The sequence below is a fragment of the Kribbella sp. NPDC051952 genome (assembly GCF_040680855.1).
Taxonomy (GTDB): domain Bacteria; phylum Actinomycetota; class Actinomycetes; order Propionibacteriales; family Kribbellaceae; genus Kribbella.
This window is the reverse complement of sequence record NZ_JBFAXQ010000023.1, coordinates 26111-40096: the sequence shown is the minus strand read 5'-3', so window position 1 is coordinate 40096 and position 13986 is coordinate 26111. Positions and strand designations below refer to the sequence as shown.

The following is a 13986-nucleotide window of genomic DNA, read 5'->3' as shown; positions in this document are numbered from 1 at the left end:
GGATTGACCTACAGGTACCCGCGACCAAACAAACCCGTTCTACCCCTCGTCGGGTTCTGGGTGCTTGGGCTGGATGCCTCCGGCGGCGTAGGCGGCGGCTATGACGACGAGGGTGACGGGGAGTCCCAGGGCGACCCTGACGATGAGGAGCCAGGCGACGGGTTCCTCGTTGAGGTAGACGATGCCGAGGGCGACCGCGCGTATGACCAGGGCGACGCCGGCCGTCAGGGTGGTGAGGTTGTAGACCGCGCGGGCGTTGGGATCGACGGAACGTCGCGGGGGTTGACGGCGGACCAGGTTCCACAGGACTGCGAACAGGGGGCGGCGCACTGCGACCGAGCCGACGAGAATGCCACCCAGGGTCAGATCGAGGCAGATGTCGGCGACGAGACCGCTCGCGGCTACCCCGGTGACATGGGCGATGGTTGCCGCGATGGTGAGTCCGACGGCACCGCCGATGACCGTCGACTTCGGCCACCCCTGGCGCCGCGCCATCACCACGACGCAGCCGAGGACCATGATCCCGGCTCCCAGCCCCCACCAGAAGCCGGTGCTGTTGGCAACCGCGATGAACAGGATCGGCGGCAGTTCTGGGGCGACGAGGCCCGACCGCCGCAGCGACCGCCAGGCCGTGCGTACGGCGTCAGGCAGGCGCACGTCGTACTGCGAACGCGTTTCGGCGGCCGGCCTGCTCATACCGCTTCGGCCCTGTCCGTGGCATCGCGTACCGAACGACGTGCGGCGGTCCCATCGTCGCCGTACCCGATCAGCAGGCGAAGGATCATGTCCAGCAGGACGTGATGGGCGTGCTCCTCGGCGACGGCGCCGGACAGCACCATGGAGACGATGCCGTGGCGCATGCTCCAGACCTGAGCCGCCCAGATCACGACCATGGTGTGCTCGACCTCGGGAATCCGGCCGTCGTCGATGCACCGGCGCAGGCCGGTCACGATCTCCTCGAAAGCGCCCACACCCGCGTCGTCTTGTTCCACCGGGCGGTCGACGACCATGGCGCGATAGAGATGCGGGTTGGCCAGTCCGAACCTGACGTACGCAGTACTCGCGGCGATGAGGTCTGCCACCGGATCGCTCGTCTGCCCGGCACGTTCGATGTCCGCCGCCAGCCGAAGGAATCCCTCCTCCCGGACCGCGCGCTGGACCTCCTCCATGCCGCCGAGATGCGTGTAAACCGCCATCGTCGAGCGCTCGGTCTCCCGGGCCAGCCGTCGCGTCGTCAGAGCCGCGACGCCCTCCTCAGCCAGGACCTTGGCGGCCGCCTCAATGAGCAACACCCGTACGGCGGGATCACGACGCTGAGGACTCATGCCACGATGATCACATAACAGCGATATGTATTCAACCTACCTGCGGCGTTCGACTCTTACTTCATTGGCGTGCTCTCGAGGTGGTGCTTCGCCTTCTCGTCGGTCACGTGCCGGCGATAGTGGCGGGCGGACTTGTTGCGGCCGCCGCACGTCTCCATGGAGTGCCAGCGTCTACTGCCGTTTCGCGAGGTGTCGTAGAAGTACAGGACGCAATCCGGATGGGCACACTGGCGGATCCGGTCGGGATGCGTCGCGACAAGCTCGGTGAACGCCCGCGCCGAGCGCCAGGCCGCACCCCACCCCGAATCCACGGTGGGCGTCGTCGCGGGTCGCCCGTCCGCCACTGAGGTGCTCTCGTATCCGTGGGACAGAACGGCATTCATGCGGGCGTCCGCTGACGGGCCGGGTGAATCCAGGAGCGCTCGGATCGCGGCTCTTGAGGTCCTGAGAGCGTCGACGTCTTCCTCGGCCGGATCGAATCCGTACTCGCGGAGCCAGAGCTCGGGCGCGCCTTCGGCGGCGAGGAAGTCGACCTTCTCGCCGCGGTCGATCCATTCGGTGTTCACGAGGTCGAGCGAGATCGTCTCTCCGACCAGCAGTCGTTCCAGCATGCCCAAACCTTACCACCAAACTGAAGTTGACAGGTTAGACAGGACCTGCGTAGGGTTCCAACCGTTCACAAGCATTTAGATGGTTATACCGCTGTGGACCCCTATCCATCACCCCTGCCACAAGGAGAATCACCGTGCCTACGTCAACGCTCGTTCCCGTCGTCGAGTACAAGGTCGAGAATTTCGACGACTTCGAGCTCTTCTACCGCGAGGCCGGCCCGAAGGACGCGCCTGTCGTGCTGCTGCTGCACGGCTTCCCCACCTCGTCGCACATGTTCCGCAACCTGATCCCGCACCTCGCCGATGGCTTCCGCGTGATCGCGCCGGACCTGCCGGGCTACGGTCAGAGCTCGGCCCCGGATCACACCGAGTTCGCGTACACCTTCGACAACGCGGCCGAGCACGTGCAGAAGCTCCTCGACCGCCTGGGCATCACTCGCTACGCAGTCAACGTCTTCGACTACGGCGCACCGACGGCCTGGCGCCTCGCGCTCGCACACCCCGACGCCGTCACCGCGCTGATCGTGCAGAACGGCAATGCGTACGACGAGGGACTGGACAACGACTTCTGGACACCCATCAAGCGCTACTGGGCCGACCAGACCGACGAGAACCGCGACGCCCTGCGAGGCCTGCTCATCGCCGAGACGACGAAGTTCCAGTACACCGACGGCATGGCGCACCTCTCGCGCATCTCGCCGGACAACTGGATCACCGACCAGGCCCTGATGGACCGGCCCGGCAATGACGAGATCCAGCTCGACTACTTCCTCGACTACGGCACCAACCCGGGTCTGTACCCGGCAGTGCAGGAGTGGCTGCGCGCGAAGCAGCCGCCGACGCTCATCGTCTGGGGCTCGAACGACGTCATCTTCCCCGAGGCCGGCGCCCACCCCTACAAGCGCGACCTGACGGACCTCGAGTTCCACCTGTTCGACAGCGGGCACTTCCTGCTCGAGGACCGGGCCGACGAGGTGTTCCCGCTCATCCACGACTTCCTCGAGCGCAAGATCAGCTGAGGTCGGTCACGGCGTTCAGATAGTTGTCCAGGGCCCGCAAATTCTGTGAGAGCAGGGTGACTCGCTGCTGGAGGCGATCCCGTTCGGCGGCGATTCTGCCGACGAACTCCGGATCGTCGTACCTGGAGCAGGCAGCCTCGGCCAGGCACGGCAGCACCGCCCGGATGATCTCGGTCGTCAGGCCGGCCCCGAGGAGACCCCGAATCTGCTCGACCTGGGCGACCATCGCCTCGTCGTAGACGCGATAACCGTTCTCCTGGCGCCGCGGGGACAGCAGGCCCTGGTCCTCGTAGTAGCGAAGGAGCCGCGTGGAGACCCCGACGCGGTCGGCAAGCTCTTTGATTCTCATCGGACTCCTTCGGGGACTACTTCGCACCGATCGCCTGTTCTAACCACCGTTGCTAGTATAGATGGTTAGAACAGGCCAGCGGGGGGCGACCTCCAGAAAGACAGCTGATGGACACACATCACCCGCACGAGCAAGGTCAATGGCATCCCGGCGAAGCGGCGATGCACCGCCTTCTCGGCGTGCCCGCGCATGACAATCCGACGATCCCGGGCCTGCCCACCGCCTACGGACTCTGGATGGAGCGAAGCCCGCTTCTCGCGCTGGGAACCGTTGATCGGACCGGCCGGATCTGGACGACGGTGCTCGGCGGAAGGGCAGGAGTGATCAAGCCCATCGCCGCAGGAGTCCTGGGATTGAGCTCGTCCGCGCATCTCGATCCCCGAGGTGAGGGCGATCCCGGCTGGACGGCGTTCGATCCCGTCCTGGAGGCGCTGTTCTCGAGCACGCAGGACGGGAGAGTCGTCGACCACGCCGGCGGAAAGCTGGTCGCCGGTCTGGCGATGAACCTGGAGGAGCGCACACGGGTCAAGCTCGCGGGCCGGATGCTCCGTGGGGTCGTCCTGGCGAACGCGGCGGAGACGACCGAGACCGAACCGCAGGATCCGACGCGTGTCGACGTACAGATGGCTTTGGCTATCGAGGAGACCCTCGGCAACTGCCCGAAGTACCTGAACAGGAAGGCCGTCTGGACCCACGAGGCATCGCCTCGCCTCGTCAGCGACTCGCTCCCGCTGCCCGACGAAGCCGTGGAGCTCATCGGCAAGGCGGACATCTTCTTCCTCTCCAGTCGGTACGGCGCGGAGAGCATGGACACGAACAACCGCGGCGGTGCGCCGGGGTTCGTACGGGTCTTCAGCAACTCCGCTGACGAGGGGGTGAGCCTGGTCTATCCGGAGTACTCCGGAAACCGGCTCTTCCAGACGCTGGGGAACCTGCAGACCGATCCGGCGGTCGGCATCACCTTCCCCGACTTCGAGACCGGGGACGTTCTCTACCTCACCGGGCGAGCAGAGGTTCTCATCGGCGCCGAAGCGACTGCGGTGCTGCCGCACAGCAAAGTCGCGGTCAAGGTCACGGTGGAGGCGGCTCGGTTCGTGAGCGACGGGTTGCCGTTCCGAGGGCGTCTGCTAGACCCTTCGCCGTACAACCCGCCGGTCCGCCGGTTGGCGAAGGAAATTGGCGGAACGGACGATCTGAGCGAGGGCGTGGACGGACGGTCCGGGGGCATTGCGATCGCGACCTTGGTCCGCTCGTCCCGGATCACGCCGACGGTGTCTCGCCATATCTTCCGGCTGTCGCCCGATCCTTCGTCCCCGCAGGAGTTTTCGCGTCTCGCTCCATGGCGGCCGGGGCAGCATGTCACGCTCGACTTCTCGGCTCAGCTGGATCAGGGGTGGTCGCACATGCGCGATCACGACCCCACGTCGCTCAACGACGACTACATCAGATCGTTCACGATCTCGAGTGCGCCCGTACGGCGATCCTTGGACGGCGTCGAGTTCGACATCACGGTTCGCCGGCACGGGCCGGTCACGCGCCTCCTGTCGAGATGGGCGCCTGGAGCAGAGCTGAAGGTTCCCGTTCTCGGGTTCGAAGGCGAAGAGGATCTCCAGGCACCGGATGAGGACCTCGTCGTAGTGGCCGGCGGTGTCGGGATCACACCCTTCATGGCGCAGCTGGGGCGGCAAGCCGAAGCCGTACAGCGTTGGTCGGTCCTGTGGACCCTTCGAGCCGATGATCTGCCGCTCGCCGTCGACGTCGTCGAACGAATCGGCAGGCCGGGGTTGGAAATCACTCTCTTCGTGACCGGCGAGCCGGACGCGAGCGGTCAGAACTATCTGCAGACGCTGGCTCGGCTCGGCGCTACCGTCCACACCAGAAGAATCCGAAGAGACGACGTCATGGGCGCCCGAGCCGAGGGACGCAGACGATTCCGCGTCTGTACCGGACCAGGGCTGAGAAAATCTGTCCTGGAATGGCTGGATGGCGAAACCGTTGGTGTAGTGAACTTCGACTACTAGTGGCGAGGGCCGCCGTCCCCTTGGGGGCGGCGGCCCTTCGACTCACTGCTCGCCGGCCGAGCGTCGATCCGCGGGTCCAGGAAAGGCGTGGCCTCGGCCGAAGATCACGACAACAACCGTCGAGACGACGAGCAGGGCGACGGCGATCAGGAGCGATTCGGATCCGAGACCCGCGAGGAGCAGACCGCCGATCAGTCCGCCGAGCCCGATTCCTCCGTTCCACATCGTCACCTGCAGAGGCTGGGCAGCGTCGGCGTGCTCTCGAGACGCCGCCATCAGCGCGCCCTGGAACAGCGTGGCCGCGCCACCGAAGGCCAGGCCCCACAGACCGACCGCGAGGTAATCCACGACCGGATTCACCGACCAGAGCGTCAGGACGACGGCGGCTACGGCGAAGAACGCCGTACTGAGGATCACCAGGCGACGGTGGTGTCGGTCCACGAAGAGCCCGGTGAGCCAGATGCTCACGATCGAAGCGATCCCGAAGTCGAGAAGGATCCACTGGACCTGGTCCTCCAGGCCGACGCCGGCGAGCACCGGAGCGATGTAGGTGTAGAGGATCGTGTGCGCGAGAACGTACACGCCGGTCACCAGCAGAATGGTGCGGAGACCCTTGATGCGCAGGAGCTCCAGGAGCGGGAGTCGCTCACCCGCCTGCTGTCCGGGAACGTCCGGCAGCTTCCACAACGTCCAGATGATGAGTACGCCGGTGAGCGCCGTCATGAGGCCGAACGTCAACTGCCAGCCGACGTGCTGGCCGAGGACCGCTCCCACCGGAACGCCCAGCGAGAGCGCGACCGGCGTTCCCGCGAAGGCGAATGCCATCGCGCGGCCCTTCAGGGCATCTGGCGTGATCCGCTGCGCGTATCCGCCGAGGAGACTCCAGGTCACACCGGATGCGGCACCGGCGACAAAACGAGCAATCATCGTGAGGGCATAGTCGAGCGAGATTGCCGTTACCAGGTTGGCAACGAGGAATCCCGCCAGTGCGAATACGAGCAGTCGCCGTCGCGGCCAGTTGGTCGTGACGATCGACACCGGGATCGCCGTGAGCATCGTCGCAACCGCGTAGATCGTGACCGTCTGCCCGGCGACGGATTCGGATACCCCCAGCGCGTGACTCATCTGCGGCAACACACCGGCAGGCAAAGCCTCAGTCAGGGTGGTGATGAATCCCGCGGTGAACAAAGCGATCAAAGCCGATACAGGAAGGCGTTCTCTCGGGGAGACACGCGTCAGAGTGTCCTGCCTATTGGTCATGCGATTTCTCTTCTTTCTTCTGGCACAGCCCCCATCACCAGGGGAACCAGAAGATCGTCCAACCTTCACACCAATGTGAACGCAAGCCCACTAGGCATGAGGTCTTCATCACGCAGACCTCGCTCTAGACAGACGATTGCCGTCGGCAAGCACAAGTGCGGGGGCAGCTCGGGAAGCTGTCCCCGCACCGGGTGCGGCCGATCAGTTGTTGGAGTGTTCCGGGTTGAGGGTGTTCTGGCTTTGGGCGGCGGTTCGCTCGTCCGGGGTGACGCAGATGTGGTCGCCGGGGACTGCTTCGCGCCAGACGAAGCCGTCGACGCAGGTTCCGTCAGGGTTGGCGCGTTCCTCCTCCAAATGCGCCTGGTTCTGACTTCGGGCCGCGGCCTGCTCCTCCGGCGTGACGCAGACCGAATCTTCCGGGGTGGCCCTGCGCGGGACGAACCCGTCTTGGCAACCAGTGGGGTCGCCACCGTCGCTGCCTTGGCCTGTAATCGTTACCCGACGCCTGACATCTCCGGGACTCAGCTGGATGACCAGCACAGCCTTGCGAACTCCAACGGCCGTGGGCCGGAACTCCAGCCGGACCGAGCAGCCCTTGTTCGGCTTCAACGTACCGTTGCACTGCTTCGTCAGATTGAAGTCGCCGGCCTGGTCGCCCTCGAGACCCATCGTTGCGATCTCGATGGTCGTGGCACCGGCGTTGCGTACGCCGATCTGCTTGCAGGCCTCGGCATTGCCGACCTTCACTTCGGGACACTTCCGGGTCTTCGGCATGTCGACCTTCGGCCCGGTCTTCGTGGCCGGGGGGTTCGTCGTCTCAGGTTTCGTGGTGGGTTCGGCCGCCGGTGTCGGCTGGGTTGTCGACGGGAGCGGCCGCTCGGTGCTCACGAAGGTGCCGGACCCGTTCGCCGTCAGAGATCCCTTGCCGGCGATGGCTTCCGGAACGGTAAACCCACCGATGCTGATCACCAGCGCGATACCGCTCAGCGCCCCGATCCCGATGGTGCGGGCGATTCCCCCTCCGCGCGTGGTGAATACCGCCATCAGCAGCGGGCTCAGTGCGGCTCCGGCCACGGTCGCGATCCGCCCCGCACCCAACGCGGGAATGATGGCAGAGGACACGACGGACGACAGGACGCCGAGCAGGAGCGACGTGTGGCTGAAGGCGTTCGTCTCCTTGATCTGCTGTCCCAGTCGTTGCTTCGGCTGACTCTCCATCGTTCTCACCCGCTCCATCGGTAGGTAGTGGTCTTGGCTCTTGTCTCCTGACAGGTGCTCATGCCGAACAAGAGGTCGTGCCACCCAGGCAGATACGTCGCGATCGGATGTATCCGGGCGCGATCTGCGGACTCTCCTCGCCAAGACATCGATCCGAACCGGAGGGATGCAAGTGAGCACCACAGCACGTCCTGAGCGCACCCAGCAGCCGAGGACCGCCAAGATGAGGCCGGTCACCCGGCGGCTGATCGGCGTGGCCAACTTCGCCGAGGCCGTCGTGTCACTGGTCGGACTCGTCGCGGCCTACGGCATCGCAGAGCGGCTCGTTACCGCCCAGGAGCTGGCCGGCCCCGCCGGCATCGCGACTCGTGTAGTCCGGTGGTGGGGACCGGACTACACGACCACGTTGAACATGTCCCTGCTGATCGTCGGGGCGGCAGCCGGGGCCGTCGGCAGTGTCATCCACCAGAGCATCGTCTTCGCGCACCGGGCCGGTCTGGAGACCCTCGAGCGAGGATTCGTCTGGTGGTATGTACTGCGTCCGGCCTGGTCCGCTCTGCTCGGCTCGGTCGTCGTCATCGCCGTCAACACCGGATTGATCAGCATCGGCGACGAGACGACCTCCACGGCCGGCATGACGGTCCTGGTGATGATGGGCTGCCTGGCCGGACTCTTCACCGACGAGGCGATGAAGCGCCTGCGCCCGTTGCTCGGCGCCACGCCGCCGGAGGACACCCAGGTCCCCGACGACGAGACGGCCGCGCCCGAGCACGCGCGTTGATCACTCAGGGAGCAGCACGGCTCCGACTCCGGGCTGTGCCGCTCCCTGAGCCTCGGCGATGAGAGCGGCCGCCGCATCCCGGCCGTTCTCACCGGTTCGTGACATCCGCGCCGCGATCAGGCCGGCGACGAGCGGCGTACTGAACGAAGTTCCGCTCCACATCGCCATGCCGTAGAACTTCTCCACTCGTGTCTTCTCTGCGAAGGGTGGAACGTGTGGTGGCTCCCGGTAGGTGTACGTCCCCACCGGGAACGCGTTGACCAGGTCCTGGCCCGGCGCGTAGACGTCGACCCAACCGCCATGGTTGCTGAAGCCGGCCTTTCCCTTCCAGTGCGTCCCGAGCGCGCCGACAGAAACCGTGTACGGCGCCGCCGCCGGCCAGAACGGCTTGCGGTCATCATCATTGCCCGCAGCAACCACCATCACGACCCCCTTGTGGTGGCTCAGCCGGTGCGCATTGAAGAACGGGAACGTGAGCGGCCCGCTCGCGTCGTACGCGTACGTTCCCGCTGACATGCTGATGATGTCCGGGTGGTCGCACTCCAGGACCTGGTCGAGCGCTCTCACGAGGTCCGCCTCGGTGGCCGCTCCACCGAACTCGAACACCTTCCGCACGTGCACCTCCGCCAGCGGTGCGACGCAACGGATTACGCCGGCGATGAACGTGCCGTGGCCTGCGTAGTGACTGAGGATGTCGCCGCTGATGGCGTAGTCGGGGTCGCCGTCGACGCCCCGGAGCCAGCTGCTGCGTTGCGTCGCCGGCTCGTCGTATCCCGTGTCCACGACGACGACTTTCACGCCTTCGCCGGCACAGCGGTTCGACGTGTACCCAGGGTGCGGCGCACTACCGGCCGGCATCGGCTCCGGTTCGACCGCGGGACAGCCTGCCGCGTTGCCGGTGATCGAGAACACGAGATTGGGTGCCGCCGCGTTCGGTCCGACAAAGGTGCGGATGGCGTCCAGCGCCGCGAGTACGTCGGACGGCCGGTTGCCGCGGTCCAGCCGGACCAGGCTGACACCGGCGATCACCGGCTCGGAGAAATCCCGCCTGTCCCGGTCGGCGGGCAGCACGCCCCGCTCGGAGAAAGGCCGCCTGCCCCGGTCGCGGGGCAGCATGCCCAGCTCGGCGAGGACAACGCGAACGCGCCCGAAGTACTCTTCACGCACGAGAATGGTGCCTTCCTCGAAGAGGAAGTCCACTCCGTCGGCGGACCCGACAGTCCTCCCCTCGCCGATCCTTCGGGGCCGGACGCGGTGCCGTTCGAAGCCTTCATGAATGACAGCTCGTTGAGCGTCTTGTGCCGTGTACGGTCCGCCGGGCTGCGGCGCCTGGTTCGCGTGTCGTGTCATTGCCCCTCCCTCTTCCGCATCGAGCTACCTAGACTCGATGGATGTCAGCCAGCAAGGACGGCTCGGACCGCCTGCTGCTGCTTGCTGTGGCACGGCCCTCCGACGCGCTGGCAGCCGCGGCCGCGTTGCTCGAAGCGCGGCCTGACCCGCGGAGCGCCTCGATCGCTCGTCAGGCGCGCGCCATCGTGTGGCGGGACTCGGGCCGCACGGCCGAGGCCGTCGCCGAGCTCCGCCGCGCGCTGCGCCTCGCACAGACGTCGGCCGATACGAGTCGCATCGGAGATGTCCAAGCCACCCTCGGTCTCACGCTCGGCCTCAGCGGCAGACCCGCGGACGGGTTGGCCACACTGGGCCAGGCGATCGGCAACAGCAGGGGCGTCGCGGCGGGACGAGTCCTGACTCGGCGTGGCTATCTCTTCCGAGTGCTCGGACGGTACGACGAGGCGCTCGCGGACCTGCGCCAAGCCATCACGCTTCTGCACCGCGGCCAGGACCGGATCTGGGAAGCTCGCGCGCGATCCCATCGTTTTCTCGTGTACGCCGCCCTGGGGCAAGCCGCCCATGCGGACCGCGACCTGGTGGTGGCCGAGCAACTCTCGGCGGCCACCGGGCAGGATCTGGAGTCGGCGATGCTGGTGCACACCCGCGCGGATGTGGCCTTCCAGTCCGGCGATCTGCCTGCTGCACTGGGCTTCCTCGACGAGGCGGCCGCCCGGTATGCGGCGCTGCAGACGGAATGGCCGAGTCTGGCGATCGACCGTTGCGCCGTACTGCTCGCCGCCGGACTCGCGACCGAAGCCGTGACGACGACCGAGCAGTTCCTGCAGCGATATCTGCGTCTCGACAGCGGGGGAACCGCGACCGCCGAGCTGCTGTTCGCCGTGGCACAGGCCGCGCTGGCCGCTCACCGGCTCGACCTGGCAGAGGAACGCGCAGTGGCCGCCAGTGAACTCTTCCGGCAGCAGGGCCGGACCGGGTGGCTTGCCCGGGCGACGTACGTTTCGGTCCAATCGCGGTACGACGCCGGTCAGCGCGGCGATCGGCTCAGCGCCGACGCCGGGCGGCTGGCGGATCAACTCGATGAGCTCAACTCCCCGGACGCGCCGTCGGCACAGCTGCTGGCCGGCCGACTGGCCACCTCCCAGGGGCATCCGGTCGACGCGGACCGGCATCTCGACCGCGCGTCCCGCTTCCGCCACCGTGGTCCCACCTTCGGTCATGCCGCCGGCTGGCTCGCCCACGCCTTGCGAGCCGAGGGACGCGGCGCCACCGCCGCAACCTTGATCGCCTGTCGGCACGGACTCGAAGCGGCCACCGACCACCAGCGAACTCTGGCCGCGCCGGAGTTGCGTGCGCACGCCGCCGTGTACGGCGTCGAACTCGCCGCGCTCGCCCAGCGTCACGCCGTACAACGCAACGATGCGCGCATGCTGTTGCGGTGGAGCGAGCGCTGGCGGGCCAGTGCACTGTCCTTGCCGCCGGTCCGGCCTCCGGACGATCCCGAGCTGGCCGCGGACCTCGCGGCGTTGCGGAACGTGGCGCGACGCCTGGACGTGGCACTGCGAGCGGACGAAGACACAGATCGCCTTCAGCTCGAAAGGAGTCGGCTCGAGACGGCTATCCGGTCCCGGACCCGGCGGCTCGGCAGTGAAAGCCCCGGCGCCACGGCCACTCCGCATGACCGCGATGGCGCAGCCGATATCGAAGCGCTGACCGACGGTCTGAAAGCGCATCGGCTGGTGGAGATCACGGCCCTCGACGGCCTGCTCTACTCGGTCACCGTGGTTGGGCGGCGGGTACGCATGCATCGGATCGGCCCGGTCGGCAGCGCTGTCCGCGAGCTCGAGCTGGCTCGGTCCATGCTGCGCCGGCTCGCCCACGGTCGCCCGCCGGCCGGGGCTCTTGAGCGACTGCATTCGGCCGGTCTCCGTCTGCAGCAGGTGCTGCTGGGACCGGCCGCCACGGAGCTCGACGGCGGTCCCGTCCTGGTCGTGCCGCCGGCGGCGCTGCACGCGGTGCCTTGGGCACTGCTGCCGGTGTTGCGATCTGTTCCGGTCGTGGTCGCGCCGTCGGCGTCGATGTGGTTGCGCGCCGGTCGTCTCCCCGCACCGCGGCGCCGCCGCGTCGCTCTGGTCGTCGGGCCTGGTCTCGACGGCGGCAAGGACGAACTGCAGCAGATCGGCACCGGCTACCCGGACGCGGTCGTCCTCACCGACGGTCAGGCGACCGCCGAGAACACACTTACCGCACTGGACGGCGCCTGGATCGCACACATCGCGGCCCACGGGCTCTTCCGGCGCGACAATCCCCTGTTCTCCGCGATGGCCCTGGACGACGGCCCACTCACTCTTTACGACCTCGGCCGGCTCCGCCGAGCGCCGCTGCAGCTCGTGCTGTCCAGCTGTGAGTCCGGCGTCGCGGCTCCGATCGGTGCCGACGAGCTCCTCGGCGCGATGTCCGCGCTCGTCCCACTCGGTACGGCGAGCCTGCTGGCCAGCGTCGTACCGGTCAACGACACCACCACCGCGGCACTGATGGTCGACTTCCACCGGCGATTGCGCCGGCCGGCGTCGTTCGGGACCGCACTCCACGAGGCCCGTACCAGTGCGGCCGACGACCCTGTCGCGGTCGCGACGGCGCTGTCGTTCGTGGCCCTCGGCCGGTGACTGCGTCACAAACTGACCCAGGAGGTGATGATCGGCTGCCCGCTCGCGGATCGGCATCGAATCCGGACCGGGCCACCTCGCCACCGATCGAGGAGGAAGCGTCCGAGCTCATCCAGGTGCACCGTCTCCCGGTGGCCGTCGCCGTACTCGAGGTCACAGCTGCCGGGCGAAGCGCCCACCAGCTGGCCGATGACCGTCAGGGAGTCGTCGCCCGGTAAGACCTCCAGTTCGACCCGGACGCCACCACCCTCGAATGACAGCAAGCGATCTGCGGTACTGCTCGCGGTCGCGCGGACCGTTTCGTACTCGAGGTCCGGAGCGGTACTCGCGGAGTCGGCGATCAGCTCGGCCAGTTCGGCATCGACGTCGTGCATCCTGATCGCTTCCCGCGCGGCCACGGCGATGTCGTCGGGCAGCGGGTCGGCCTGTGCGGCGACCTGGCTCAGCCGCTCGAGCAGTACGTCGTCATCGCGGTCGGTGCTCATGTGCGACCACCGCCTGGTTCCGTCGCCGTTGACTCGAACGGATACGGGCCGGCCGCCATGATTCCGCGCAACGCCGCGAGACAACGTGCCCGGGTCGGGCCGATACTTCCGACCGGGATGTCCAGCGCCGACGCGGCCTCCGCATAGCTGGGCGGCGGGTCTGCCATCAGGACGCGTAACAAGGTCTGACAGCGAGGCTTCAACCCGCGGAACGCCCGCCACAACGCCGAGTCCTCCTCAGTGCGCAGCAGTGCGTCGTCGAGCGGGTCAGCGTCGTCCGGCAGGTCCTCCCAGGTCTCCGTGACAACCAGCCTGGACCGGCGCCGCAACGCCGCGAGACACTCGCGCCGCATGGTGGTCGCGAGCCAGCTCCCGATGCTTTCCGGCTGCCGGACGGTGTCGATCCGCTCCACCAGATGGAGCCAGGTGGTCTGGATGGCGTCGGCCGCGTCCTCCCGGTTCAGCCGCATCCCGCGCGCGATGTACCACAGGAGATTCGTGTAGCGATCCGTCAGCATCCCCCAGGCCGCCGGATCAGCTGATCGCACCTTTTCGACGAGGGCGAGATTGTCGAGCTGCTGCTGGTCCATCGCTTGTTTCTCCGGACTGTCGCCGGCCTTTCGAGCGAGGTATTGACAGCGCCTCGGTGAAAGGCGCGTGACCGTTGTGTCGGAGTCGGCCGTCCGGCCCCTTCGGCATTCTCTCCGACAATTACGGTGCAGTCCACTGGCATTCGCCCGGCCCTCGGTACCAGCAGCGCGGATGCGTCTCGGTACAGGCATCTCGTACCTCCTTCCGATCGGGAGTGATACCGAGAAGAGGCAGTGATACCGGCTCTGATACCTGCACCCGACGCACAAACATCCGTTTGAGCGAAAACCGCGCGACGAGCTTCAGAAAT

At 67.1% G+C, this 13986-nt stretch carries 13 protein-coding genes; 4 read left to right on the top strand and 9 right to left on the bottom strand.

What is annotated here, in order from left to right; all coding sequences use genetic code 11:
- Window positions 1-39: 39 nt before the first annotated feature.
- From AB0L70_RS32685 to AB0L70_RS32675, 3 genes are read right to left on the bottom strand one after another with little or no spacing between them, the layout of a single operon-like run.
- Window positions 40-696, bottom strand: a complete 657-nt coding sequence (locus AB0L70_RS32685; protein WP_363690642.1) for a DUF3159 domain-containing protein — start codon at window positions 694-696, stop codon at window positions 40-42.
- Entirely contained in the window at window positions 693-1325 is a 633-nt protein-coding gene (locus AB0L70_RS32680) for a TetR/AcrR family transcriptional regulator (protein WP_363690641.1), read from the bottom strand. Before AB0L70_RS32680 ends, AB0L70_RS32685 begins: the two co-directional genes overlap by 4 nt.
- 56 nt (window positions 1326-1381) lie before the next feature.
- Window positions 1382-1936: a CGNR zinc finger domain-containing protein gene (locus tag AB0L70_RS32675; RefSeq protein WP_363690640.1), complete on the bottom strand. Its 555-nt coding sequence runs from the start codon at window positions 1934-1936 to the stop codon at window positions 1382-1384.
- A 134-nt stretch (window positions 1937-2070) separates the two neighbouring features.
- Between AB0L70_RS32675 and AB0L70_RS32670 the strand changes: the two genes are divergently transcribed.
- On the top strand, window positions 2071-2955 hold the full coding sequence (locus AB0L70_RS32670; RefSeq protein ID WP_363690639.1) for an alpha/beta hydrolase: 885 nt from the start codon (window positions 2071-2073) through the stop codon (window positions 2953-2955).
- Here the strand turns inward: AB0L70_RS32670 and AB0L70_RS32665 are convergent.
- The gene (locus AB0L70_RS32665; RefSeq protein WP_363690638.1) at window positions 2948-3304 is read right to left on the bottom strand and encodes a MerR family transcriptional regulator; all 357 of its coding nucleotides are present in this window, start codon (window positions 3302-3304) and stop codon (window positions 2948-2950) included. The two genes, AB0L70_RS32670 and AB0L70_RS32665, sit on opposite strands and share 8 nt — an antisense overlap.
- A 107-nt stretch (window positions 3305-3411) precedes the next feature.
- Between AB0L70_RS32665 and AB0L70_RS32660 the strand changes: the two genes are divergently transcribed.
- On the top strand, window positions 3412-5325 hold the full coding sequence (locus tag AB0L70_RS32660; protein ID WP_363690637.1) for a pyridoxamine 5'-phosphate oxidase family protein: 1914 nt from the start codon (window positions 3412-3414) through the stop codon (window positions 5323-5325).
- A 42-nt stretch (window positions 5326-5367) separates the two neighbouring features.
- Here the strand turns inward: AB0L70_RS32660 and AB0L70_RS32655 are convergent, their stop codons facing one another.
- A complete protein-coding gene (locus AB0L70_RS32655) occupies window positions 5368-6522 on the bottom strand; it encodes an MFS transporter (protein WP_363690636.1) in 1155 nt (384 codons plus the stop codon).
- 264 nt (window positions 6523-6786) lie between these two features.
- The gene (locus AB0L70_RS32650) at window positions 6787-7803 is read right to left on the bottom strand and encodes a hypothetical protein (RefSeq protein ID WP_363690635.1); all 1017 of its coding nucleotides are present in this window, start codon (window positions 7801-7803) and stop codon (window positions 6787-6789) included.
- Between the two features lie 172 nt (window positions 7804-7975).
- Here AB0L70_RS32650 and AB0L70_RS32645 point away from each other — a divergent pair, with 172 nt between their 5' ends.
- Entirely contained in the window at window positions 7976-8584 is a 609-nt protein-coding gene (locus tag AB0L70_RS32645; RefSeq protein ID WP_363690634.1) for a hypothetical protein, read from the top strand.
- Here AB0L70_RS32645 and AB0L70_RS32640 read toward each other — a convergent pair whose 3' ends face one another.
- Window positions 8585-9934: a S8/S53 family peptidase gene (locus tag AB0L70_RS32640; RefSeq protein ID WP_363690633.1), complete on the bottom strand. Its 1350-nt coding sequence runs from the start codon at window positions 9932-9934 to the stop codon at window positions 8585-8587.
- A gap of 41 nt (window positions 9935-9975) precedes the next feature.
- On the opposite strand from AB0L70_RS32640, the gene AB0L70_RS32635 reads away from it, so the two are divergent.
- Window positions 9976-12600: a CHAT domain-containing protein gene (locus AB0L70_RS32635; protein WP_363690632.1), complete on the top strand. Its 2625-nt coding sequence runs from the start codon at window positions 9976-9978 to the stop codon at window positions 12598-12600.
- 5 nt (window positions 12601-12605) lie between these two features.
- Here AB0L70_RS32635 and AB0L70_RS32630 read toward each other — a convergent pair whose 3' ends face one another.
- Window positions 12606-13085 (bottom strand): hypothetical protein, encoded by a 480-nt coding sequence (locus AB0L70_RS32630; RefSeq protein ID WP_363690631.1) that lies wholly within the window; start codon window positions 13083-13085, stop codon window positions 12606-12608.
- Complete coding sequence (locus AB0L70_RS32625) at window positions 13082-13675, bottom strand: sigma-70 family RNA polymerase sigma factor (RefSeq protein WP_363690630.1); 594 nt, start codon at window positions 13673-13675, stop codon at window positions 13082-13084. Before AB0L70_RS32625 ends, AB0L70_RS32630 begins: the two co-directional genes overlap by 4 nt.
- Window positions 13676-13986 lie beyond the last annotated feature (311 nt).

Excerpts from the sequence above, each read along its gene's own strand:
- AB0L70_RS32685 (WP_363690642.1), bottom strand. The coding sequence starts at position 696 with ATGAGCAGGCCGGCCGCCGAAACGCGTTCGCAGTACGACGTGCGCCTG.
- AB0L70_RS32680 (WP_363690641.1), bottom strand. The coding sequence starts at position 1,325 with ATGAGTCCTCAGCGTCGTGATCCCGCCGTACGGGTGTTGCTCATTGAG.
- AB0L70_RS32675 (WP_363690640.1), bottom strand. The coding sequence starts at position 1,936 with ATGCTGGAACGACTGCTGGTCGGAGAGACGATCTCGCTCGACCTCGTG.
- AB0L70_RS32665 (WP_363690638.1), bottom strand. The coding sequence starts at position 3,304 with ATGAGAATCAAAGAGCTTGCCGACCGCGTCGGGGTCTCCACGCGGCTC.
- AB0L70_RS32660 (WP_363690637.1), top strand. The coding sequence starts at position 3,412 with ATGGACACACATCACCCGCACGAGCAAGGTCAATGGCATCCCGGCGAA.
- AB0L70_RS32650 (WP_363690635.1), bottom strand. The coding sequence starts at position 7,803 with ATGGAGAGTCAGCCGAAGCAACGACTGGGACAGCAGATCAAGGAGACG.
- AB0L70_RS32640 (WP_363690633.1), bottom strand. The coding sequence starts at position 9,934 with ATGACACGACACGCGAACCAGGCGCCGCAGCCCGGCGGACCGTACACG.
- AB0L70_RS32635 (WP_363690632.1), top strand. The coding sequence starts at position 9,976 with ATGTCAGCCAGCAAGGACGGCTCGGACCGCCTGCTGCTGCTTGCTGTG.
- AB0L70_RS32630 (WP_363690631.1), bottom strand. The coding sequence starts at position 13,085 with ATGAGCACCGACCGCGATGACGACGTACTGCTCGAGCGGCTGAGCCAG.
- AB0L70_RS32625 (WP_363690630.1), bottom strand. The coding sequence starts at position 13,675 with ATGGACCAGCAGCAGCTCGACAATCTCGCCCTCGTCGAAAAGGTGCGA.